Source organism: Novosphingobium sp. (genome assembly GCF_024642085.1).
Lineage (GTDB): Bacteria > Pseudomonadota > Alphaproteobacteria > Sphingomonadales > Sphingomonadaceae > Novosphingobium.
This window is the reverse complement of record NZ_JAHEBV010000013.1, coordinates 45,185-68,495: the sequence shown is the minus strand read 5'-3', so window position 1 is coordinate 68,495 and position 23,311 is coordinate 45,185. Positions and strand designations below refer to the sequence as shown.

Here is a 23,311-nt window from a genome sequence, read left to right as displayed (position 1 = left end):
AACCGGGCACCTCCACTGGCCATCGCGCCGCCAACAGCATAGGCTGGGCAACAATACCGGGTGAGGGGGATATCATGACCGAACAGATGCTGCAGTGGCAGGTGGGCGACGTAACGATCACCCGGATCGTCGAGATGGTCCTTCACGCTTCGGTCGGGCCGGAAAGCATGATCTTCCCCCAGGCCAGCGCCGCCGATCTGCACGCGCATCCATGGCTGTATCCTGATTTTGTCAACGAGGCTGACGAACTGTTGATTTCGATCCATGCGTTGCTGGTCGAAGCGCCAGGTTTGCGCCTGGTAGTCGATACGTGCATCGGCAACGACAAGCCCCGCGCGCTGCTGGGCGGCAAGGGTCTGGCCACGCCGTTCCTGCAGAAGATGGAGGCCGCGGGCTGGAGCCGCAACAGCGTCGATGCAGTAGTTTGCACACACATGCACGTCGACCACGTTGGCTGGAACACCATGCTGGTTGACGGCCGATGGGTACCGACGTTCCCTGCGGCCCGCTACCTGTTCGCGCGCGACGAGTTCGCCCACTGGAACGCTTTTGACGAGGATAACCAGCGCCAGATCATGGCGGATTCGGTCCAGCCGATTCTGGACGCCGGCCTGGCCGATCTGGTCGCTACGGACCACCGGATTTGTGATGAGATTCACCTGGTCCCCACCATCGGTCACACCCCCGGGCACATCAGCGTGCTGATCGATTCTCGCGGGGCATGTGCCGCGATAACCGGCGACATGTCGCACCACCCCTGCCAGCTTCCTTACCCCGATTGGTCGCCAATGTTTGACAGCGATCCTGCGATGGCTGCGCAGACCCGGTTGCGGATGTTTGGCCAATGGGCGGACGAAGACCGGCTGGTGATCGGCACCCATTATGCGGGACCGACCGCAGGGCACATCCGCCGCGCGGGCGCCGCATTCCGCTTTGATACCTAGGCTTTTACAGGATAGCCTTTCCAGCGCTTGATCCGGCGGATCGCAAAGGCTGATCGCATGGCCGAGACACCGGGCAGGCGGGCCAGACAATCGCGGTGGATGCGGTCGTATTGCTCCAGATCGGCGGCGGCGACGCGCAGCAGATAGTCGGCGCTGCCGCTCATCAAATGGCAGTCGAGCACTTCTTCCATATCGCGGACTGCTGCCTCGAACCGATCCATCGCCTCGCGGCTCTGGCTTGTCAGGGTAATCTCGACAAAGGCCTGCAGCTTGAGCCCCAGTTTCGGCGCGTCGATTTGCGCAGCATACCCGGTGATGATTCCCGCTTCCTCTAGCGCCTTGATCCGCCGGTGGCAGGCGGAAGAGGACACGCCGACAAGGTCAGCCAGTTGGGCCAGCGAGCCTGAGGAGTCGCGTTGCAAAGCCTCAAGTATCGCGATGTCAGCCCGGTCCACTGTAACATTTTCCCAATTTTGCCACTCCGGTGGGAATTATCACCACGCTACCTGCAATAACAGGCAAACTTTGGAGAAACATTCGTTTCAGACAGGCGTATCTTCGCTATTGTTAAAAATACGGAGAGAACCCATGCGCGTCGGCACCGTCAAGGAAATCAAGAACCACGAATACCGTGTTGGCCTGACGCCGGAAAGCGTCCGCGAACTGGTTGCGCACGGGCACGAGGTGTGGGTTGAAACCGGGGCGGGCAACGGCATCGGCGCGGCTGACGCGGACTACAAGGCGGCAGGCGGAACGATCAAGGCGGCCGCTTCCGAGATTTTCGCCGGGTGCGAGATGGTGGTCAAGGTCAAGGAGCCGCAGGCTGCCGAACGGGCGCAGCTTCGCAAGGGCCAGATCCTGTATACCTATCTCCACCTCGCCCCCGATCCCGACCAGACCACCGATCTGGTCAAGTCTGGTGTCACCGCAATTGCTTATGAGACCGTCACCGGGGTCGACAATTCGCTGCCGCTGCTCAAACCGATGAGCCAGGTGGCCGGGCGGATGAGCATCCAGGCCGGAGCGACTGCGCTGGAAAAAGCCAATGGCGGGCGCGGCGTGCTGCTGGGAGGAGTACCGGGGGTTCTGCCGGCCAAGGTTGTCGTCATCGGCGGCGGCGTGGTCGGTTTCAACGCGGCGCAGATGGCCGTTGGCATGGGTGCTGATGTGACGATCCTTGACCGCGATCCCAATGTGCTCGAACGGCTCGACAGCCATTTCGAAGGGCGCGCCCGTACGCTTTATTCGGGCCGGGCGGCCCTCGCCAGCGAGGTTGCCAGGGCGGACCTGGTTATCGGCGCAGTGCTGGTTCCCGGCGCGGCTGCGCCCAAACTGGTCACCCGCGACATGCTCAAAACCATGATGCCCGGCGCGGTACTGGTTGACGTTGCGATCGATCAGGGCGGCTGCTTTGAAACCAGCAAGGCGACCACTCATGCTGATCCGACCTATGTTGTTGACGGCATCGTCCATTATTGCGTCGCCAACATGCCCGGCGCGGTGGCGCGGACCAGCACCTATGCGCTCAACAATGTTACCTTGCCCCACGCGCTGCGCATTGCCGACATGGGCTGGAAGGCCGCGCTCAAAGCCAATCCACATCTTGCGGCGGGCCTCAACGTCCATGAAGGGCAGATCACTTACGAAGCGGTCGCCAGCGACCTTGGTTACGACTATGTGCCGGTGGCGCAGGTGCTGGGCTAGGCTAGGCTTCGTCGGCGAACGGACGAAACGGCGCGGCGATTTCGGCGCGTACCCGTGCCAGGCGGCCCGAAGCGCGGTCGATCATGGCCCAGGTTGTGTTGGCGCTGACGATCACCTTGCCATGTGTTCCGCGAAAATCGACCCGCCTGTCAAACCGGGCGCCGTGGGGCGCTGATGGTATGAAGGTTTCGCCCGTTACGCTCTCCCCCGCGCCAATGTTACCGCGATAATCAATCACGTGCCGGGTCACGACCCAGAAGAATTGCGCCTGGTGTTCAGCCGCCGCCACCGCAGTCCAGTGCGCCGTGGCAAGCTTCTGAATCCAGTCAACCCAGACCGCGTTGTTGACATGGCCCAGTTGATCGATGTGTTCAGGCAGCGCGGTGAAGTTCCGGGTATAGCGGTTGCTCAAGCCTTATCCCCCAGTTGCCAAAGGATAAAGGCAAACTCCTCTGCGGTTTCTTTGAGGCTTCCGAACCGTCCAGATTTGCCTCCATGTCCTGCGCCCATGTTGGTCTTGAGCAGCAGTTCGTTCTTATCGGTTTTCATCTCGCGCAGCCGGGCTACCCATTTGGCTGGCTCCCAATAGGTTACGCGCGGATCGTTGAGGCCAGCGGTGACCAGCAGCGGCGGATAGGCCTGGGCCTTCACTTGGTCATAGGGCGCGTACGAACGGATCAGTTCGAACGCGGCTTGGTCTTCGATCGGATTGCCCCATTCGGGCCATTCGCCCGGGGTCAGCGGCAAGCTGGAATCGAGCATGGTGTTCAGCACGTCGACAAAGGGCACATGGGCCACAACCGCGCCCCATAGCTCGGGATCGGAATTGATCACCGCGCCCATCAGCTCACCCCCCGCCGATCCGCCCGAAATGCTAATGTCCCCTGCCTGACTATAGCCGCGTTCGATCAACCCCCGCGCCACATCGACAAAGTCGGTGAAGGTATTGGTGCGCCGCTCCAGCTTGCCAGCCTTGTACCATGCCCGGCCAAGATCATCCCCGCCGCGAATGTGGGCAATGGCATAGGCAAATCCGCGGTCGACCAGGCTAAGCCGCGTGGTCGAAAAGCCCGGATCGATGGCGATGCCATAGGCGCCGTAACCATAAAGATGGAGCGGTCCGGGCCCGCTGCGGTCCTTGCGGTAAAGGATGGAAACCGGAATGGGCGTCCCATCGCGCGCCGTAATTTCCAGACGTTCCGTAGTGTAGAGCAACGGATCATAGCCGGAAGGAATCTCTTGCACCTTGAGCGTCGTCAGCGTCTTTGCTGCGACATCATAGTCGATCACCGACGCCGGACTGACCATACTTTCATAGGACAGGCGCAGCGTCGTGACTGCCCATTCTGGATTGTCGCCCGAACCCGCGACATAGCTCGCTTCAGGAAAAACGATCGGCTCAATCCGAGCCAGGTCATCGTAATAGCGGATCTCGATCTGGTCGAGCCCGCCGCGCCGGCCTTCGATCACATAGAAGTCGCGGAACAGGTCGACACCGGTGAGATAAAACGCATCGCTGCCTTCAATCAGTGTGGTCCAGTTTCCCGGATCAGCCAGCCGCGCGGTAGCCAGACGAAAGTTTTCGTGCGTGTCGTTGGTATGGATGAACAGTGTGCCATCACGTTCATCGACATCGTATTCGACCCCCTGCCGGCGCGCTTTTACAAGCAGCGGCTGGGCAAGCGGATCTGCTGCGGGAACCAGCCGGACCTCGCTCGTTTCATGGTCGGAGCTGCCAATGATCAGCCACTGTTCATTGGCCGACAGCGAAGAGCCGACGCGGAAGCCTTCGTCGTCTTCGTGGTATAGCTCAACATCACTTGAGGTTGGCTGGCCGAGCCAATGAAGCCGCGCGTTATCCGTGCGCCACTGCTCGTTGGCCAGCGAGTAGACCAGGCCCCGATCATGCGCCACCCAGACCAGGCTGGAGAGCGTGCCGGTAATCTCGTCCGTCAGCATTTCGCCTGTCGCGATCACCTTTACCCGCGCGGTGAAACGTTCCGATCCGTTGTCGTCGACCGACCATGCCAATCTTGTTCCGTCATTCGACACGGCAATCGCGCCAAGCCGGAAATAGTCATGGCCTTGCGCCAGCGCGACTTCGTCCAGGATCAGTTCGTCAGGGCCGCCCGCCACGGGCCTGCGCCACCACTTCTTATATTCGGCCCCTTCCTCAAACTCGATCCAATATAGCCAGTCGCCGTCCTTCTGGGGGACCGACTTGTCGGCCTCTTTGATGCGCGCGCGCATTTCCTTGAACAGATTGTCGATAGTCTCTTTCTGCCCGGCCATGCGCCCTTCGAACCAGGTATTCTCTGCAGCGAGATGGTCCAGCACGTCCTTGTCGGTCACCTCGGGATAGCCGGGATCGCGCAGCCAGGCGTAGTCATCGCTGATCGTGATCCCATGGTAAGTTTGTGTGTGCGGCTTCTTTGCGGCGACAGGGGGTGTGGTAACTGACATGAACCGGCTCTATGTTGGGGGCAGAAGGACTGCAAGCGCATGCTGATGAACACCCACGAAGCGCGCCTTGAGGCGCTGCGCAAGGAATTGAAGATCCGGGGGCTCGACGGCTTCGTCGTGCCGATCTCGGACGAGCATATGAGCGAGTACGTCGGCGGCTATGCCCAGCGGCTCGCCTGGCTGACCGGGTTTGGCGGATCGGCCGGCGGCGCGGCGGTGCTGATGGACACGGCGGCAATTTTTATCGATGGACGTTATACCCTGCAGGTGCGCGAACAGGTGGATGGCCGCCTGTTCGAATACCAATCGGTCCCTTCGACATCCATGGCCGCATGGCTCGCCGACAAAGCGCCTGACGGAGCAAGGATCGGTTACGACGCCTGGCTGCACGGCAAACCGTGGGTCCAGGCCGCCAGTGCAGCGCTCAACGCCAAGGGGGCCGTGCTGGTCGCTACCCAAGGCAACCCGATCGACGCGATCTGGCCTGATCGACCGGCCCCCAGTCTGGCGCCTGCGGTGGTCCACAAAGCCGAGCATGCCGGGCAATCGAGCGAGGCCAAGCGCAGCCAGGTGGCCGAATGGCTGACCGCGCGCGGGCTGGATGCCGCCGTGGTCTCGGCGCTGGACGGGGTGGCATGGCTGCTCAACATCCGCGGGGCCGATGTAGAACGCACGCCGGTCGCACTCAGCTTTGTCCTGGCCCACGCCGATGGCACGGCCGAACTGTTCATCGCCGACGAAAAAGTGACGCCCGAATTGCGCACGCATCTGGGCAATGCGGTGCGCGTGCGCCCGCGCGAGGATTTCGTTCCCCAGCTTCAAGCTCTTGCGGGCAAGAAGGTCGCGGTCGATCCCGAACGCTCGGTCCAGGCCGTGTTCGCCGCGCTGGCCGATGCGGGTGCAAAGGTTATCGAACTGACCGATCCGACCGTGCTGGCCAAGGCGGTCAAGAACGAGGTCGAGCAGGCCGGCCAGCGCGCTGCACAAGCGCGGGACGGAGCGGCTATCGCCCGCTTTCTCCACTGGCTCAGCATTGAAGCGCCCAAAGGCGGGCAGGATGAACTGTCCGCCGCAGCGCGGCTGCAGGCCTTCCGCCAGGATACCGGTTTGCTCAAGGACCTGTCGTTCGACACCATCAGCGCTGCTGGCGCCCATGCCGCCAGCCCGCACTACAAGGTTGATGAGGCATCCAACATCCCGATCGAGCCGGGTTCGGTCTATCTGGTCGATTCGGGCGGACAGTATGCTGATGGAACGACCGACATCACTCGCACCGTGTGGATCGGGCCGGGAGAACCGAGCGCCGAACACAAGGACCGCTTCACCCGCGTGCTCAAAGGCCACATCATGCTGGCACTAGCGGTATTTCCCAAGGGCACGGTCGGCAGCCAGCTGGATACCTGCGCGCGCTATGCACTGTGGCAGGCAGGGGTCGATTATGCCCACGGCACGGGCCACGGTGTCGGAAGTTTCCTGTCGGTACATGAAGGACCGCAGCGGATTGCCAAGGCCCAGGGCGGTCAGCCGGGAACCGGTCAGGAACTGCTTGCAGGGATGATCCTGTCGAATGAGCCGGGATACTACAAGGCAGGCGATTTCGGCATCCGCACCGAAAACCTGGTGCTGGTCGAAAGGCGTGAGATTGCCGGGATGGAAGGCGAATACTTTGGCTTTGAGACGCTCACGTTTGCACCGATCGATGCGACTTTGGTCGATACCACCCTGCTAACCCGCGACGAAGTGCAATGGTGGAACAGCTACCACGCAAAGGTATGGGATATACTTTCCCCGCAATTGGAAGGGGATGCACTGGAATGGCTGCGCGCAAGCTGCGCGCCCTTGTGAGCGCCTTTATGTTCACGTAATGTTCCGTGCGACTCGCAAAGGAGATGGACCATGATTGGATATGTAACCGTGGGCACAAACGATCTGCCCCGTGCCGCCCAGTTCTATGATGCCATCGCGGCTGAGATGGGTACTGGCCGGATGATGGAGTTTGATACGTTTATCGCCTGGGGCACTCCGGGCGGCGGCTGCGGCATTGCTGCCACCAAGCCGTTCGACGGCAGCGCGGCCACGGTCGGTAACGGCGTGATGGCCGCGATCGAAGCGCGTGACGCCGCACAGGTTGACCGGCTTTACCAGATAGCGCTCGACAACGGCGGCTCCGACGAAGGGGCACCCGGCCCGCGCGGCGATGGCGGTTTTTATGCCGCGTACTTCCGCGACCCCGATGGCAACAAGCTTAACGCCTTTGTCATGGGCTGATTGACTGGGCCCGGGCCTGCTGACGAACTGATGAACGAACGCGTCACGCTGCGACAATTGGCGACACTTATGGATCAAAATGGCATAATCGCGCGACAATGGTCCCGTACTTCCGACATCAGGAAGTCGCGGGGCTCTTTCCCTCTCTCCCGATGAGGATCCCGCGGCTTCACCTGTTTCCCGATGGAGGACCAAGCGATGAAGACGATTACAAAAGGCCTTTCGATCGCCGCAATGACACTGGCCGTAGGCGGAATCGCCCACGCAGCACAGGAACGCAGCGGCTGGGGCGGTGCCCAAGCGCAGACTACCATGACCCGCGCCCAGGCCCAGACCAAGGCTGAAGCCATGTTCGACGAGCATGACGCCAACCATGATGGCAAGATCGACCAAGCGGATCGGGCCGCCAAAATGGCCCAGCGCTTTGACCAGATGGATACGGACCGGAACGGTTCGCTATCCCGTGAAGAGTTTGCAGCAGGTCACCAACGCATGGGCATGGGCGGCGAACATGCCGGTCATGAAGGCATGCGCGGGGAAGGCGGCATGAAGGGCATGGCCGGCGAAAACCGCAAGATGGGCAAGCGGGGCGGCCGTCACGGCATGGCGGGCGGCATGATGAAGATGGCCGACACCAACAACGATGGCGCTGTCAGCAAATCCGAAGCCACAGCCGCAGCACTCAAGCATTTCGACATGATGGATGCCAACAAGGACGGCTCGGTCACGCCGGACGAGCGCAAGGCGTCCTTCATGAAAATGCGCGAAACCTGGAAAGCCAAGCGCGCCGCTGCTCCGGCCGCAAACTGAGCCTGCGGTCCCTGGGAAACTGATGGACGACAGTACAAGCCCAAGCATCCTCCTCGTCGATGACGAGGAGGCCCTGCGCCAGCCCCTGGCCGCCTATCTGGCGCGCCAGGGTTTTGGCGTTACCGAAGCCGCCAGTGCTGCCGAGGCGCGAAGCGTCCTGCGCAGTGAAAGCCCTGACATTGTCCTTCTCGACATCATGATGCCTGGCGAGGACGGGCTTTCGTTATGCCGGCATCTGTCGGAAACCCGCGCGATCCCTACAATCCTTCTGACTGCCAAGGGCGAATCGACCGACCGGATCATCGGGCTGGAGATCGGTGCGGACGATTACATCGTCAAACCGTTTGAGCCGCGCGAATTGGTGGCGCGGATCCGCTCGGTCCTGCGCCGCGCAGCGAAGGGCGGGGGCGCCGCGGCCAACGATGAGGTCTTTACCTTCGAAGGCTGGATGCTCGACCCGCTCAAACGCCGGCTGACAGCGCCCGATGGCGCACTGGTCCCTATCTCGTCGGTTGAGTTCCGCCTCCTTATGGCTTTTGTCGAACACCCCCGTCAGGTGCTTGACCGGGATCGCCTGCTCGACATGGTTCAGGGCCGCGAGGCTCACCTGTTCGACCGCGCGGTCGACAATCAGGTCAGCCGTCTGCGCCGCAAGATCGAAACGGACAACCGAAACCCCACCCTTATCCAGACCGTCTGGGGCGGCGGCTACATGCTGGCTGCCGATGTCCGGCGCGTCTCCGCACCGCAAGGCTAAGTCGCGCTTGGCCGCCAATCTGCTCCACCGGCTATGGCCCCGCAGCCTGCAGGGGCAGCTGCTGATGGCGGTGGCGCTGGCCTTGCTTCTGGCCCAGGCGATCAGCGCGACCTTGCTTTATTCAGCGCAGAACGACCGCCGCAATGCAGCGCTGGTCCACACTGCCGCAATGCGTCTGCTACCGGTGGCGCGCGGTGACGTTGCGCTGATCCCGGAAGGTTCACCGATTACGCGATCCCGGCCCCGCGGAATGCGCCTGCAGATTGTGGATGCGCTGCCCTTGCTGCCGACTGACCAGCGCGACAGCGAAGGCGAAGCAGAACTGCGGCGCGTCCTGCTCGACCAAGGGGTAAAGCCGCTTGAAGCGATCGTCCTGCAACGCAAAATTGGTGACGATGTAGCGGCCCAGCGCCGCCTAGATCAGCGCGACGCCCTGAAAGGTGCGCGCCGCCTGCCTCGCCCGCAAGCAGTGATGCTCGCCGCGATACGTCTGGATGCGCAATCACCATGGCTTGTCAGCCGGGTTATGGTTCCGCGCGCAGGGTTTCGCCCAGGCCTGACCCTGCTTGGGCAGACCCTGCTGCTTTATGGCCTGCTGGTTGGCGTCATCGCGCTTATTCTGGGACGATTGACCAAACCGCTCCAGGAATTGACCATTCGGGTTGAGCACTTTGCGCGGACGCGTGACGCAGATGGTCCGCTTGCGCCGCAGGGTCCCGACGACCTGCGCCGCCTGATCGTGGCGCATAACGCGATGGAAAGCAGCATCGCCGCGCTGCTTGACGAAAAAGACGTGATGCTCGGAGCTATTGGTCACGACCTGAAAACGCCGCTGGCGGCGCTGCGCGTGCGTATCGAAAGCGTAGAGGACGATGCCGAACGCGCACGCATGGCCGCCACGATCGAGGATATCGTCCGCACGCTTGATGACATTCTGTCACTGGCCCGCGTCGGTCGGCCGAGCGACCCGCGCGAACCGACCGATTTGACCGCCCTGGTTGCGCAGGTTGCCGAGGAGTTCGAGGATCTGGGTGAACCCGTCCTGTTGGCCCAAGGCGATCGCATCGTCGTGCCGCTGCGCCCGACATGGCTGCGCCGCGCAGTGCGCAACCTGGTTTCAAATGGGCTGCGTTACGGCAAGGCGGCCAGGATTTCCGTAGCGCGAGCCGGTGGCGGGGTGTCAATTGTGATCGCGGACGACGGCCCCGGGATCGCGGAACCGGATATTGCCGCAATGCAGGAACCGTTCCGCCGCGGCGACCCGTCGCGCAATTCGGCGACGGGCGGAGCGGGCCTTGGTCTTGCTTTGGCCCGCGCAATCGCCGAACAGCACGGCGGCAGGCTCGACCTTGGCAATCGCCGCGACAAGAACGGTGACGTCATCGGCCTTGTCGCGACCATCTGGCTGCCGCTGAACTGATTTCTATTTGAGTTTGGCAAAGGCACGGGACACTTCTTCCGTGCGCGCAACCTTGAGTTTGCCGCAGCTACGGACCCGCTCGATCGTGCGTTCCAGCTCAAGCGCGCCGGTCTTGCCCGCCAGTTTGGGCCGCATCAGCGCGGCGATTTCATCGGCGCGTTCTGCCGAGCAGAACCCTCCGACCAGCGCCGGCAGCCGCGAGGCAAAGAAGATGCCGCCGCCGTTGCTCATCAGCGAATCAAAGTTTGTCTTGATCCAGTCGAACCCCAGGTTGCGGGTTTCTGCGGTCTGGACGACACCGCCGACCATTCTGAGCCGTTCGCTGGGGCGCAGGCGCTTGTCGGTCAAATCGTTCAGCACCCATTTGGCGATGTCATCTTTGCCGCTTGCGCTAACCGCACCCAGTGCGGCCGGACGGAACAGGGGATCTTGCGATGCCAGAGCCCGTTCGACCAGATCCTTGGCCGCCGCCATGCCGCCTTCTTCCACGACAATGCCCAGGCCCGTGCCGAACCACGAACGATCGAGTGCCTCCGTCTTCCCGGCCAGGTAGGCCCTGGCCGCATCGCCGATCTGCCTGCGCAGGTCCGCATCACGGGCCGTACTGGTCAGGCGGCGCACAATCTGCGCGCGCTTTTCCGAAGTTTCCGGATCTTCCTTGGAATAGGCGCCTGCTGCCGGGCTGAAGCCCATTGCTGTCAGCTTGGGCTTGAACGTCGTGGTCAACATGCCGCGAAACTTGGTCTTGGCGGCATCGTCCATCAAGCCGCTGGTATAAAGGGCCTGCAGCGAATCGAAGCCGGCGTCGCTGGCATAACTGTCCTTGTTCTTGGCAAGCTCGACCGCCGAGGCGATCAGCAGTTCCGGCGAGGCGCGGCCAGCTCGGAAACTGGCGAAGAGCGAATCGTCCAGCGCCTGAGCCTCGCCGCCTGGAAGCGTGCTGGCGCGGGCGATCAGCGCCGCCCAGTCCTGGGCTGGCAGTTCGAAGCGGTAATAGCCGGTTCCCCCCGCATTGGGAATGAACGGCCCCTTTCCGGCAAGTTTGACCGGGGCGGATTGGGTGGTCAGCAACTGGCAGCTCTGCTTGGTGACAGCCAGCCGGCGGACGCACAGCGGCACCCCCCAGCGCGTGTCTGGTGCGAGGGTGCCCAGCCGGGCATACCGGCTTTGTGTCGCGGTATAGCCGCCCTTGCCTGGAGCGAAAGTGATCAGCGGCACGCCCTGCTGGTCGGTAAAGCCCTGCATGGCCGGCACTATCCGTGCGTCTCCCGCGGCATCGGCCATGGCCGCAAAGAACTCTTTGCTGGTGGCGTTGCCATAGCGGTGCGCAGCCATGTAGCGGCGTACGCCATCGCGGAACTTGGTATCGCCCATGTACCCGGCAATCATCGCCACCACGTGGCCGCCCTTGCCGTAAGTGATGCCGTCAAAGGCTTCGTCGATCTTTTCGTTGGTCGGGATCGGCTGATGAATGGCGCGGCCAGCCAGCAATGCGTCCGTGCTCATGGCTTCAAACCCTTCGGCCAGAGCGCCCGCCCCGATATTGAGATCGGGGCGCCATTCGTTGCCGATGCGAAAGCCCATCCAGTTGGCAAAGCTTTCGTTGAGCCAGATGTCATCCCACCATGCCGGGGTAACCAGATCGCCAAACCACTGGTGCGCCAGTTCGTGGCTGACGACCATGCCGAAGGCGCGCTTTTGACCGGTCGGAGCGTTATCGTCCATAATCAGGATTGGATCGGCGTAAAGATCAGCGCCCGCATTCTCCATCGCGCCGGGCATGATCGGCGAAGTGATCTGATCCAGCTTGGGATAAGGGAACGACTGGTTGAAATAGCTTTCAAGGTGCCGGACGATGCCTTTTGACCCTTCAAGGGCAAAGGCCATCTTGTCTTTGTTCTGCTGCGTCGTGACAATCCGCAACGGCAGCGGCGTGGCGCGCTGCGGGGTTGGCGGAACGGTGCCTTCGACCGTGGCAAATGGGCCGACCATCATCGCCACCAGATAGGTCGGCAGCGGCAGGGTGGGGGCAAAGCGGTGCACGTCAAGCCCGCCTTCCAAGGTCTTGGATACCTCGGGCGCATTGCTTACCGCAACCTGGCCAGGTTTGGTGCGCAAAGTGACGGTAAAAGGCTGCTTGAACCCGGGCTCGTCAAACGAGGGGAACGCTGCGCGGGCATCGATCGATTCGAACTGGGACCATGAATACCAGTCATCGCCCACCTTGACCCGGAACAGACCTGCCGGACTGGTGTTGAACGGCGCGTCATAGTCGAACGCAAACGTGACCGGGCCGGCCGGCAGCGCTTCGGCAAAGGTCAGGCGGGCCACCCCGGTCGGATCGACCTGGGCCCATGTGCCAACATAAGTCTTGCCCCCCGCTGTCGCGACCGCCTTTTTTATGCCAAGATCACGGCCGTGCAGATCGACAAAGCGGCTTGCTGACTTGAGCACCGCGTCGATTTCAGTTCTGCCGCTAAAGCGCTCGTTGTCAGGGTTGACCGTAAGGTCAAGCCGGTAGGTCACCGGCTTGACCGCATCGCTTAAACGCCCCTTGGGAACACCCTGGGCCGCAACCGGCGCGGTGGCCGCAACCGGCGCGGTTTGGGCCAATGCGGGTGCTGCGCAGGCAAGTGTTATAAGCGAAGAGGCAGCTAGCAGACGGCGCATATTGGGAATCCCTCGGGTAATCGTGTCAATTCCCCGCAGGACACAGCCGATGCTGGTTGCAATTGCAACCAGCCGCCTCGACGAAACGCGTTTACACTTCGATCAGCGCAGCAGGCCGCCCAAAAGCCCACGCGCGAACCGGCCCAGCATGGCCCCGCCAAGAGCCGTGCCAATCGCACCGGCCGCCGCGCTGGCCGCCGAAGCCGCCGGCGATCCGCTGGACCGCCGCCCGCTCATCTGGCGCGCAACCATGGTCCCGGCTGACGCTGCTGCCGCGCCGAATGCCGCCTTGCCCGCCTTTTCCCACATGCTGGGCGTCGCGCGGGGCTGCGCGCGCTGGGCAGTCTCGCCCTGCTTTTCGACCACATGCGCCGCAGCGGCAGCATCGGCGGCCTTCTGGCTTAGCACCTCGGCTGCGCTTTCGCGGTTGACAGCCGTATCATACTTTCCATCGAACGGGCTGATTGACTGGATGATCGCCCGTTCCTTGTCGGTCACCGGACCAAGGCGACTGCGCGGCGGGGCAATAAGCGTGCGCTGGACCACGGTGGGCGCGCCATCATCGTCCAGCGTCGAGACCAATGCTTCGCCAACCTTCAATTCGGTGATCGCGGTTTCGACGTCGAGATCCTTGTTGATGCGGAAGGTTTCCGATGCAGCCTTGATCGCTTTTTGGTCGCGCGGGGTGAACGCGCGCAGAGCGTGCTGAACCCGGTTGCCTAGCTGTCCGGCTATTTTTTCAGGGATATCGATCGGATTCTGCGAGATGAAATAGACGCCCACACCTTTCGACCGGATCAGGCGCACGACCTGTTCAACCTTGTCGAACAACGCCTGGGGGGCATCGTCGAACAGCAGATGGGCCTCATCAAAGAAGAACACCAGCTTGGGCTTTTCGGGATCGCCCACTTCTGGCAGCGCTTCGAACAGTTCGGACAGCAGCCACAGCAGGAAGGTCGCGTAAAGCTTCGGGCTCTGCATAAGCTGATCGGCGGCGAGGATGTTGATTATCCCCTTGCCGCTGTCATCGCAGCGCATGAAATCGTTGATCTCGAACGCCGGTTCGCCAAAGAACAGATCCGCACCCTGGCTTTCGAATGACAGCAACTGGCGCTGGATCGTGCCGACGCTGGCCTTTGATATGTTGCCATAGGTAGTTGCCAGTTCGCTCGCCTGTTCACCGCAGGTCATCAGCACCTGCTGCAGATCGTCGAAATCGAGGAGGAGCAAACCGTTGTCGTCGGCCCACTTGAAGCAGACCGTCAGAACACCTTCCTGCGTTTCGTTAAGGCCAAGCAGGCGCGAGAGCAGCAGCGGGCCCATTTCCGAAACGGTCGTGCGGATCGGGTGGCCCTTCTTGCCGTAAAGATCCCAGAAAACCGCCGGGTTATCATGGTATTCAAACGGAGAGATTCCCAATTCGTCTGCGCGTGCCTTGATCTTGTCGGCATGGGCGAAGCTGTCGCTGCCGGCCATGCAGATGCCTGACAGATCGCCCTTAACATCGGCCAGGAAAACCGGCACGCCCTGGACGGAAAACTGCTCAGCCATGCACTGGAGCGTAACGGTTTTGCCGGTGCCCGTGGCGCCGGCCACCAGTCCGTGCCGGTTGGCTTTCCCCAGTTTGAGCATCTGCCGTTCGCCATTGGCGCCAAGGCCAAGATAGATGTCGTCCATTGTGGCCAAAGCTCCCGCTGCCAAACCTGTGTTTCTGATCCCGAATAGACTGGCCGGAAGCCTAGAGCGAGAGGCTTTTTGCAAGTCGGGAAAAGCACGGCTAGAAGCCGCCTCGCCATGGCCCAGCCGTTCATCCTGCTTGACGATGCCCGCCCCGACGGGGCCAGTGCCGCGCGGCTATATCAAGGCCCGCTTGAGGTGGTGGTTGCCCGCCGCGCGGATGAGGTTGTTCCAGCGTTCGAGCGGATCGAAGCGCTGCGCGCGCAGGGCCATCACCTGGCGGGTTATCTGGCCTATGAGGCTGGGCTGGCGCTTGAGGACAGGCTGTCTCCCCTCGCAGCACAGCGCACCGGGGCGAACGGGCCGCTGGTGTGGTTCGCCGCCTTCGCTGGCTACCAGCCGATCGAGGCGGCCGATGTTCCGGCCTGGCTACACAGACAGGCGCCGGGACTGGCCAGCGTTGGCCCGCTTGACCCCGCTCTGTCGCCTGGCGGCTATGGCTGCGCCTTTGCTGCGGTGGAAGATGCGATTACGGCTGGCGATATCTATCAGGTCAACCTGACCTTCCCGCTTGCCGGATCATACCGCGGCGATCCGCTGGCGCTCTATGCGCGGCTGCGCCCGGCGGCAGGCGCGGGCTATGGCGGGGTGTTGTTTGACGGGTCGCACTGGCTGCTCAGCCTCTCGCCAGAACTGTTCTTTGCGGCCAAGGACGATGCCGTCCGGGTCAAGCCGATGAAAGGCACCCGCCCGCGCGGACGCGATGCGGCGCAGGATGCCGCGCTGCGCGATGAACTGGCCGCTTCGGTCAAGGACCGCGCAGAAAACCTGATGATCGTCGATCTTCTCCGCAATGATCTGTCGCGTGTCGCCCAGCCGGGCAGCGTCAAGGTTGATCAGCCCTTCGCGGTCGAAAGCTATCCGACGGTGCATCAGATGGTCACCACTGTCACCGCGCGGCTCCAGCCCGGGCGAAGTGCGGCCGATGTCGTGCGTGCACTGTTTCCGTGCGGTTCGATCACCGGCGCTCCCAAGATCCGCGCGATGGAACTGATCCAGGCGCACGAACGGGATGCGCGTGGTCCCTATTGCGGGGCAATCGGGCGGATTGATCCTGCTGGCGAGACCGCGTTCAATGTGGCAATCCGTACTTTGCGCCTGACGCCGGGGGAAGACGGCCAGGGCCGTGCCGTGCTGGGCGTCGGCTCGGCGATTGTTGCGGATTCGGACTGCCTGCCGGAATGGCGGGAATGTCTGGTCAAAGGGGGATTTGTTCGCTTGGGTGCCACCGGTGCCGATTTGATCGAGACGATGCGGTTCACGCCCGATGATGGCATCCCGCTGCTCGAACTGCATCTTGAACGGATCAAGGTCAGCGCTGCCGAGATGGGCTTCGCGTTTGATCGCCATGCCGTGCGCAACGCCATTCAGGCGCTGTGTTTCGATGCTGAAAAGTCTGCGCGGCTGCGGCTGTGCGTGGCGCGTAGCGGCGCCTACACGCTCGACCTTTCACCGCTGCCCCCGGCGCTGCCCGACCCGGCGCTGTGTGCCGTGCTGCGTTTGCCGGTCGATACCGGCGACTGGCGCCTGCGGCACAAGACCAGCGACCGGGGATTTTACGACGAGGGCCTGAAAGTAGCGCAGCAGGCCGGGGCGCACGAAGCGCTGTTCCTGCGCGACGACGGCCTCATGACCGAAGGCTGCTTTACCAGCCTGTTCGTCCAGCGCGGCGATCTTCTGGTCACGCCGCCAATTGCACTGGGCCTGCTACCGGGTGTGCTGCGCGCGTCACAGCTTGCCGAGGGCCGCGCAATTGAAGGGGAGGTGACGCTGGACGATCTGGAAGGGGGCTTCCTTATCGGCAACGCCTTGCGCGGCCTGATGCCGGCGCGGCTGCTATGAAGACCTCGGCTGCCCTTTCGCGAATTGCACCGTCGCGCACCACTGGCATGACAGACCGGGCCAGCGCGCTTCGCGCAGCGGGCCGCGACATCATTTCGCTATCGGTTGGCGAACCCGATTTCGCAACTCCGCCCCACGTGGCCGACGCTGCCAAGCGCGCCATCGACGAAGGCCAGACCCGTTATACACCGGTGGCCGGAACCATTGCTCTGCGAACCGCGGCGGCGCTGCATTTCCAACGCGATCTGGGCATTGCGACCGTGCCCGAAACCGTAATCGTCAGTTCGGGCGGCAAGCAGGCCATATTCCACGCGCTGCTGGCGACGCTTGATCCCGGCGACGAGGTGCTGATCCCGGCGCCGTGGTGGGTCAGCTATCCCGAAATCGTTCGTTTTGCCGGCGGCGTCCCGGTCGACGTGCCAACCGACGCCGCAGGGGGATACCGCATCACGGCAGAACAGCTTGATGCCTTGATCACCCCGCGCACGCGCTGGCTGCTGCTCAACAGCCCCGGCAACCCGACCGGCTCGGTCTACTCGGCCGATGACCTTGGCAAGATCGCCAACGTCCTGGATCGCCACCCGCATGTCATGGTCCTGTCGGACGATATCTATGCGCCGCTGCGCTATCTGGCGGGCCGTCACGTTACGCTGGCCGCATTGCGGCCCGACCTGGCCAACCGCGTGCTCACCGTGTCCGGCGTATCCAAAAGCCATGCCATGACCGGCTTTCGCATCGGTGTCAGCGCCGGGCCTGGCTGGCTGATCATGGCTATGGCCAAGCTTCAGTCGCATTCATCGGGCAACCCCTGTTCGATCAGCCAGGCCGCCGCCGTGGCCGCTTTCGAAGGCCCGCAAGGTTATCTGGCGGACTGGTGCGGCCAGTTCCGCACCCGACGCGACACGGTGGTAAGCGCCATCAACGCGATCCCCGGCCTGTCTACTCCGGCGCCCGATGGCGCGTTCTATTGCCTGGTCGATGCCGCGCCCCATATGTCGCGGTTTGGCGATGACGAGGCGCTTTGTTTGCACTTTCTCGATCACGGAGTGGCCGTTGTGGCGGCATCGGCATTTGGCGGAAAGGCCGGCTTCCGGATCAGTTTTGCCGCCGATCAGGCAACGCTGGACGATGCGTGCCGCCGCCTTGCAAAGGCCCTCAGATGAACGCAATACCTATCCTGTTCGAAGACGGCGAAGCGCTGGTAATCGACAAGCCAGCCGGCCTGCCGATCGAGCGTCCCCGCGCCGGAGGTCTGAGCCTGGAGGCGCATCTCGAAGATTTGAAGCTCGGCTTCCAGCGCGCGCCGGTTCCGGTCCACCGGATCGATACCGATACGTCTGGCTGTCTTTTGCTGGCACGCAATCCCAAGGCGCTTAAACGGTTCAATGCCGCGTTCGAAGCGCGCACAGTGGATAAAATTTATCTCGGCATCGTTGCCGGACCAGTCGGAGACGACGCGGGAACAATTGAACTTGCGCTCACCAAAATCAGCAGCGCCGAAAAAGGCTGGCGGATGATTGCCGCGAAAAAGGGTAAGCCCTCGATCACCCACTGGCGCAAGGTGCAAGACCACGGCAGCCTGACCTTGGTCGAGTTCCGCCCCGAAACCGGGCGCACCCACCAGATTCGCGTCCACGCTGCCGAAACGTTTGGCGAGGCCCTGCTGGGAGATCCGGTCTATGGTAGCGGCAGCGGCGCAGCGCGCACCATGCTTCACGCGCTGGCGCTTACGGTTCCGCGCGAAGGCAAGGCCGCAGTTACGGCCCGCGCGCCAATTCCCGCCGATTTCGCCGCTCTGGGTTTTGGCGATGTCGACGCTTGTACATGAAGCGGTACAGCGGGCTCAGGCGCTGGCAAGCGAAAGCTTCACCGCCTCTTCCGGCCCGGGTGGACAAAACGTCAACAAGGTGGCGACGGCGGTCCAATTGCGCGTCGATGTTTATGCCTTGCGTCTGCCGGTCGAGGTTTTCCAGCGGCTGAAGACCCTTGCCGGAAGCCGCATGACGATCAAAGGCGAACTGCTGCTGAGCGCTCAGCGATTCCGCACGCAGGAAGCCAACCGCGAAGACGCCCGCTCGCGCCTGTCGGCGCTCATTGAAGATGCGTTCAATCTTCCTGAAAAACGCGCAAAGAGCCGCCTCAACCGGATAAACAAGGGTGAGCGGCTGGACGGCAAGAAGAAACGCGGCGCAGTAAAGGCCGGACGGGGCAAGGTACGTTTCGACTGATCAGGTGGTTGCGCTGGCGCTCATCACCTGACGGCCATCGGCAGAATAAATGCCAAACTCTAATGCTGCATGGTTGCTGCGCAGCACAAGGCGCAGCATTTCTCCGCAAATGGCTGGCGAAACCCCGCGGAAAGTGAATGTCTTGAGCATGTTATCGCCAAGCTTGCGCCCAGCCAGGTCGAGCAGCAAGGTTGCCATCAAGGGTCCGTGAACGACAAGCCCGCGATATTTCTCAACGTCGCGCGCATAGGCCAGGTCATAATGGATGCGGTGACTGTTGAAAGTGATCGCAGAATAACGAAACAGCAATGCCTCGGTCGGCAGTATAACCCGTTCAACAGACCACGACGATGGATCGAAAAGCCCTTCACTGGGCGGCGGCGGCGAGGGCGGCGCGCTGGCTTGTGCTGGCGCCCGGTAAACGATTGTCTGGACTTCGCGCACGCATGGGCCCGCACTGCCGCTCGTTTCATGCGCGACATCGACAAATGCGAGTGCCCCTGACTGGCCTGTCTTTTCCGAAACCGACAGAATTCTCGAGACACGCGTTACCGCCTCATCGACCTTCACCGGGGCCAAAAACTCCACGCGGCTGGACGCCCACATCCGGCGCGGCAGCTGTATCGGCGGCAGAAACGTGGCTGCATTGGCATCACGCACCGGGTGGCCATCCGGTCCAAGGCTGGCGGTAGGACCATCGGGAAGGCCAAGGCACCAGTGGAACCCTTGCGCTGCATTGCCATCACCCGGTGCAACCCGGTCCAGCGTGCCGCACCAGCGCGCGAATTGCCCTGGATCGACGTGGTCGTGGCGGGTTTCTTCGCGCCCGATCCAGGCTGACCAGTCGCTCACGCCTTTTCGAATACCGCGGCAATGCCCTGCCCGCCGCCGATGCACATCGTTTCCAGCCCATAGCGCACGTTGCGGCGGCGCATTTCGCGGGTCAGGTTGGCAAGGATTCGCCCGCCGGTCGCTCCAATCGGATGGCCTAGCGAAATCCCCGATCCGTTGACGTTGAGCATTTCATGGCGGCTGTCGTCGTCCGCCCAGCCCCACCCTCTGAGACAGGCAAGGACCTGCGGGGCAAAGGCCTCGTTCAATTCGATCAGGCCAATATCGGCCCACGACAAACCGTTTTTGGCGAAAAGCCGCTCAGTGGCGGGCACTGGGCCAAATCCCATCCGGCTGGGATCGCATCCGGCAGCAGCGGCGGAATGAAAGAATGCGATCGGTTCAAGCCCCATTTCCTCCAGCTTGTCCTCGGCCACGACCAGGCACGCAGCAGCGGCATCGTTCTGCTGGCTGGCATTTCCGGCGGTTACCACGCCGCCTTCCAATGCGCGCAATTTGCCCAGGGTTTCCACTGTGGCGTCGGCGCGGTAGCCTTCATCATGGTCGAACAGCAGCGGATCGCCTTTTTTCTGCGGGACCTCGACCGGGACCAGTTCATCGGCAAACTTGCCCGCCGCCCATGCCGCAGCCGCGCGCTGATGGCTCCGCGCGGCGTATTCATCGCAGGCCTCGCGGCTGATATTCCAATCTTTGGCCAGGTTTTCCGCCGTTTCAATCATACCTGAAATCACGCCATAGCGTTCGATCGGCTGGCTCATCACGCGGCCGCGGGTCAGCCTGTCGTGCAGTGTCAGGTTGCCCGCGCGCACGCCTTTGCGGATATCGGTCGAGTAATGCTCGACATTGGACATGCTTTCGCAGCCGCCTGCAACGACCACATCGCTCATTCCTGTCTGGACCATCATCGCTGCGTTGACCACGGCTTGCAGCCCCGATCCGCAGCGCCGATCCAGCTGATAGCCTGGAACCTGTTCCGGCAGGCCCGCCAGCAACCATGCCCAGTGCCCGATGCTGGGCGCCTCGCCATTGCCGTACCCCTGACTGAAGACTACATCGTCGACCCGGTTGGGATCGATTCCTGTGCGCTTTATCAGGGCTTTGAGGATCACCGCACCAAGCTGTCCGGCGGTGATCGACGACAGCGCGCCACCGAACTTGCCGACCGGGGTGCGGATCGGGGCGACGATGGCGGCGCGGCGCAATGATGTCATTTGCTGTCCTTGTCAGATGTGCCGACCACGCCTCGATCAATCAGGCGTGCGACTTGGCCCGAAGAAAGGCCCAGACGTTCGGCCAGGATCTCTTCGCTATGCTCGCCCAGGTACGGGGCCGGTTTGGGATCGCCCGGCTGCTCGCCGGGAAGATTGGCGAAAGAACGGGTGGCTGGATAGGCAAAGCCGCTGGGGTTGGCGGGCGAGGGACCAAACAGCGGATTGTTGCCGACAAGATCGGGGTCTTTGGCCGCCTCGTACATCGTGCGATAACGCTCGAAAGTGGCGCCAGCGTTTTTCAGGCGCACGGCAAGTTCCGCATAATCGAAGGCCGAAGCGGCCTCTTGAAACATATCGAACAGCTGCGCTCGGTTGACGAAGCGGTGGTGGTCGCTTGCGGCAAAGTCGACACCCAGTTCGCGCTCCATTGCGGCGACGGGTTTGCCCAGCCCGAAGGCTTCGACTGTGGCCGACCATTGCTTGGCAGTCAGCGCGGCGACCATGAAACGCTTGCCGTCCTTGCTGATGAAATCGCGGCCGAATGCGCCCCAGATCGCGTTGCCCAGCCGTTCACGGTCCCCTCCGCGGTAAAGCATTTCCGCCATGGCACCGGCATTGGCCATTGTGCCGATCGCCACGTCGCCCAGCGGCACACGCATTTCAGCGCCTTTACCGGTGGAATCGCGGTGGCGCAGCCCGGCCAGCAAAGCAAAAGCGCAATAGGCTCCGGTAATGAAGTCCCACGCTGGAAGCACCTGGTTGACCGGCGGTGCCACGGCTGGATCCCACTCCTCTGGCCCAGTCATCAGGGGATAGCCGCTGGCCGCGTTGACCGTGAAATCCATGGCCTGGCGTCCATCGTGCCAGCCCATGATCCGGACCGAGACGAGGTCAGGCCGTCCCGACGCCACCTTGTCATGGGCCAGAAAACTGTTCACCGGCAAATTGGTGACCATCTGCCCGGTGGCGCGTACCAGTTCGACCAGCAGTTCCCGTCCCTCGGCAGAGTGCAGGTCAAGCGCGACACTCTTCTTACCGCGGTTGAGGTTCTCCCACGACAGCGAGCGCCCTTCGCGGGTCATCATATAACGGTCGTAATCGAGCCCGCCCGCCTTGTGATCCACCCGTACAACGTCCGCGCCGAACTGCGCACAATAAAGCCCGACCGTTGGCGAAGCGACGAAGGACGACACCTCGATGATTTTCAGCCCGGCAAGAAGGTTATACATTTACTGGTTCGCCGCCCATTCGCGCAGCATGTGCTTGGCGATCTGCAATTGCAGGATCTGGGTCGTGCCTTCATAAATCCGGTATATTCGCGCATCGCGGAAGAAGCGTTCGGCGTCGTATTCGGCCAAATAGCCCGCCCCGCCGTATATCTGGACCACGCGGTCGACCACGCGGCCGCACATTTCGGTCGCGAAAACCTTGGCCGCGGCGGCCTGGCGCAGAACCTTTTCCCCGGCATCGGCACGGCGGCAGGCATCCTCCAGCATGCATTCGGCGGCGTATATCTCGATTTCGCTGTCAGCCAGCATCTGCTGGATCAGCTGGAAATTGGCAATCGGTTCGCCAAATGCCTTGCGTTCATTAGCATAGCGCAGCGCCGAATCGAGCGCGCGGCGGGCATAGCCGGCAGCGGCCGAGCCCACCGAGAGGCGGCCGTTGTCGAGGCTTTGCATCGCGGTGACGAAGCCCTTTCCTTCTTCATCGCCCAGTAGCGCGTCGGCAGGCAGATAGACATCTTCCATAACGATGTCGGCGATGTGGCTGCCGGCCTGGCCCATTTTCTTGTCGCTTTTGCCAACCGTTACCCCGGGCATGTCCATCGGCACCAAAAAAGCCGAAACGTGGGCGTTCTTGGGCAGGGCGTCCTTGCTGGTCCGGGCCATAATCAGCGCGACATGCGCGAAAGGCGCGTTGGTAATGTAGCGCTTGGTCCCGTTTAGCACCCAGCCATTGCCGCTTCGCACAGCCATTGTCTGCATCGCCGCGCTGTCCGATCCCGATCCAGGCTCGGTAAGACCAAAGCTGGCGACCTTGCCCGCAGCCAATTGGGGGAGCCATTGGGCCTTCTGTGCCTCGGTCCCGCCTTTGAGGATCGCCGAACAGACCATGCCGATGTTGATCGACGTGATCGAGCGATAGCACGGCATCGCATAGCTAAGCTCGCGGATCGTTCGTGCGTATTGCGACACATTCATGCCAGCCCCGCCATACTGTTCGGGCATGGTGATCCCGAACAATCCCATCTCGCGCATTTCAGCCATGATATCGTCAGGGATGCGGTCGGTTTCGAGGATTTCCTTCTCGGCCGGTACCAGCCGTTCGCGGACATACCGGTGCAGTTGTTCGATGAACTGGTCGAAAACGTCGGCGTCCATACCTGGGTTCATGGGCAAGTC

The 23,311-nt window shown here is 62.4% G+C and carries 20 protein-coding genes; 11 read left to right on the top strand and 9 right to left on the bottom strand.

Annotated features, from left to right (window positions below):
• Positions 1-74 precede the first annotated feature (74 nt).
• The gene (locus Q0L62_RS07595; protein ID WP_296678530.1) at positions 75-944 is read left to right on the top strand and encodes an MBL fold metallo-hydrolase; all 870 of its coding nucleotides are present in this window, start codon (positions 75-77) and stop codon (positions 942-944) included.
• Here Q0L62_RS07595 and Q0L62_RS07590 read toward each other — a convergent pair.
• Entirely contained in the window at positions 941-1,399 is a 459-nt protein-coding gene (locus tag Q0L62_RS07590) for an Lrp/AsnC family transcriptional regulator (RefSeq protein WP_296678528.1), read from the bottom strand. The genes Q0L62_RS07595 and Q0L62_RS07590 overlap by 4 nt on opposite strands.
• 133 nt (positions 1,400-1,532) lie before the next feature.
• Between Q0L62_RS07590 and ald the strand changes: the two genes are divergently transcribed.
• Entirely contained in the window at positions 1,533-2,648 is a 1,116-nt protein-coding gene (ald, locus tag Q0L62_RS07585; RefSeq protein ID WP_296678526.1) for an alanine dehydrogenase, read from the top strand.
• A 1-nt stretch (position 2,649) separates the two neighbouring features.
• Here the strand turns inward: ald and Q0L62_RS07580 are convergent, their stop codons facing one another.
• Both Q0L62_RS07580 and Q0L62_RS07575 read right to left on the bottom strand, forming a co-directional pair.
• Entirely contained in the window at positions 2,650-3,060 is a 411-nt protein-coding gene (locus Q0L62_RS07580) for a thioesterase family protein (protein WP_296678524.1), read from the bottom strand.
• Positions 3,057-5,111, bottom strand: coding sequence for a S9 family peptidase (locus Q0L62_RS07575; RefSeq protein WP_296678522.1), 2,055 nt, complete (start codon positions 5,109-5,111; stop codon positions 3,057-3,059). The genes Q0L62_RS07580 and Q0L62_RS07575 overlap by 4 nt, the downstream gene beginning before the upstream one ends.
• 39 nt (positions 5,112-5,150) lie before the next feature.
• On the opposite strand from Q0L62_RS07575, the gene Q0L62_RS07570 reads away from it, so the two are divergent.
• From Q0L62_RS07570 to Q0L62_RS07550, 5 genes are all read left to right on the top strand, one after another.
• A complete protein-coding gene (locus Q0L62_RS07570; protein ID WP_296678520.1) occupies positions 5,151-6,956 on the top strand; it encodes an aminopeptidase P family protein in 1,806 nt (601 codons plus the stop codon).
• Positions 6,957-7,007: 51 nt separating this feature from the next.
• The gene (locus Q0L62_RS07565; protein ID WP_296678518.1) at positions 7,008-7,379 is read left to right on the top strand and encodes a VOC family protein; all 372 of its coding nucleotides are present in this window, start codon (positions 7,008-7,010) and stop codon (positions 7,377-7,379) included.
• 198 nt (positions 7,380-7,577) lie between these two features.
• Positions 7,578-8,189 carry a hypothetical protein gene (locus Q0L62_RS07560; RefSeq protein ID WP_296678516.1) on the top strand — a complete coding sequence of 204 codons (612 nt, stop codon included), beginning with the start codon at positions 7,578-7,580 and terminating at the stop codon, positions 8,187-8,189.
• Positions 8,190-8,211: 22 nt separating this feature from the next.
• Complete coding sequence (locus Q0L62_RS07555) at positions 8,212-8,946, top strand: response regulator (protein WP_296678515.1); 735 nt, start codon at positions 8,212-8,214, stop codon at positions 8,944-8,946.
• Between the two features lie 7 nt (positions 8,947-8,953).
• Positions 8,954-10,366, top strand: a complete 1,413-nt coding sequence (locus Q0L62_RS07550) for an ATP-binding protein (protein WP_296678513.1) — start codon at positions 8,954-8,956, stop codon at positions 10,364-10,366.
• 3 nt (positions 10,367-10,369) lie between these two features.
• On the opposite strand, the gene Q0L62_RS07545 is transcribed toward Q0L62_RS07550, so the two are convergent.
• Together Q0L62_RS07545 and Q0L62_RS07540 are read right to left on the bottom strand one after the other, a co-directional pair.
• Positions 10,370-13,036 (bottom strand): M1 family metallopeptidase, encoded by a 2,667-nt coding sequence (locus Q0L62_RS07545; RefSeq protein ID WP_296678511.1) that lies wholly within the window; start codon positions 13,034-13,036, stop codon positions 10,370-10,372.
• 102 nt (positions 13,037-13,138) lie between these two features.
• Positions 13,139-14,713, bottom strand: a complete 1,575-nt coding sequence (locus Q0L62_RS07540; protein WP_296678508.1) for a helicase HerA-like domain-containing protein — start codon at positions 14,711-14,713, stop codon at positions 13,139-13,141.
• Positions 14,714-14,830: 117 nt separating this feature from the next.
• On the opposite strand from Q0L62_RS07540, the gene pabB reads away from it, so the two are divergent.
• The 4 genes from pabB to arfB are packed head-to-tail and all read left to right on the top strand — an operon-like array spanning position 14,831 to position 18,843.
• A complete protein-coding gene (pabB, locus tag Q0L62_RS07535; RefSeq protein WP_296678505.1) occupies positions 14,831-16,615 on the top strand; it encodes an aminodeoxychorismate synthase component I in 1,785 nt (594 codons plus the stop codon).
• Positions 16,612-17,778, top strand: coding sequence for a pyridoxal phosphate-dependent aminotransferase (locus Q0L62_RS07530; RefSeq protein WP_296678503.1), 1,167 nt, complete (start codon positions 16,612-16,614; stop codon positions 17,776-17,778). The genes pabB and Q0L62_RS07530 overlap by 4 nt, the downstream gene beginning before the upstream one ends.
• Positions 17,775-18,443, top strand: a complete 669-nt coding sequence (locus tag Q0L62_RS07525) for an RluA family pseudouridine synthase (RefSeq protein ID WP_296678501.1) — start codon at positions 17,775-17,777, stop codon at positions 18,441-18,443. The genes Q0L62_RS07530 and Q0L62_RS07525 overlap by 4 nt, the downstream gene beginning before the upstream one ends.
• Positions 18,424-18,843 (top strand): alternative ribosome rescue aminoacyl-tRNA hydrolase ArfB, encoded by a 420-nt coding sequence (gene arfB / locus Q0L62_RS07520; protein ID WP_296678500.1) that lies wholly within the window; start codon positions 18,424-18,426, stop codon positions 18,841-18,843. Before Q0L62_RS07525 ends, arfB begins: the two co-directional genes overlap by 20 nt.
• Here arfB and Q0L62_RS07515 read toward each other — a convergent pair whose 3' ends face one another.
• Genes Q0L62_RS07515 through Q0L62_RS07500 form a run of 4 tightly spaced genes read right to left on the bottom strand, consistent with a single transcriptional unit; the run spans position 18,844 to position 23,302 of the window.
• The gene (locus tag Q0L62_RS07515) at positions 18,844-19,695 is read right to left on the bottom strand and encodes a MaoC family dehydratase N-terminal domain-containing protein (RefSeq protein ID WP_296678498.1); all 852 of its coding nucleotides are present in this window, start codon (positions 19,693-19,695) and stop codon (positions 18,844-18,846) included.
• On the bottom strand, positions 19,692-20,906 hold the full coding sequence (locus Q0L62_RS07510) for an acetyl-CoA C-acetyltransferase (protein WP_296678496.1): 1,215 nt from the start codon (positions 20,904-20,906) through the stop codon (positions 19,692-19,694). The genes Q0L62_RS07515 and Q0L62_RS07510 overlap by 4 nt, the downstream gene beginning before the upstream one ends.
• Positions 20,903-22,135 carry a CoA transferase gene (locus Q0L62_RS07505; RefSeq protein ID WP_296678494.1) on the bottom strand — a complete coding sequence of 411 codons (1,233 nt, stop codon included), beginning with the start codon at positions 22,133-22,135 and terminating at the stop codon, positions 20,903-20,905. The genes Q0L62_RS07510 and Q0L62_RS07505 overlap by 4 nt, the downstream gene beginning before the upstream one ends.
• Positions 22,136-23,302, bottom strand: coding sequence for an acyl-CoA dehydrogenase family protein (locus Q0L62_RS07500; protein WP_296678492.1), 1,167 nt, complete (start codon positions 23,300-23,302; stop codon positions 22,136-22,138). It abuts the gene before it with no gap.
• Positions 23,303-23,311 lie beyond the last annotated feature (9 nt).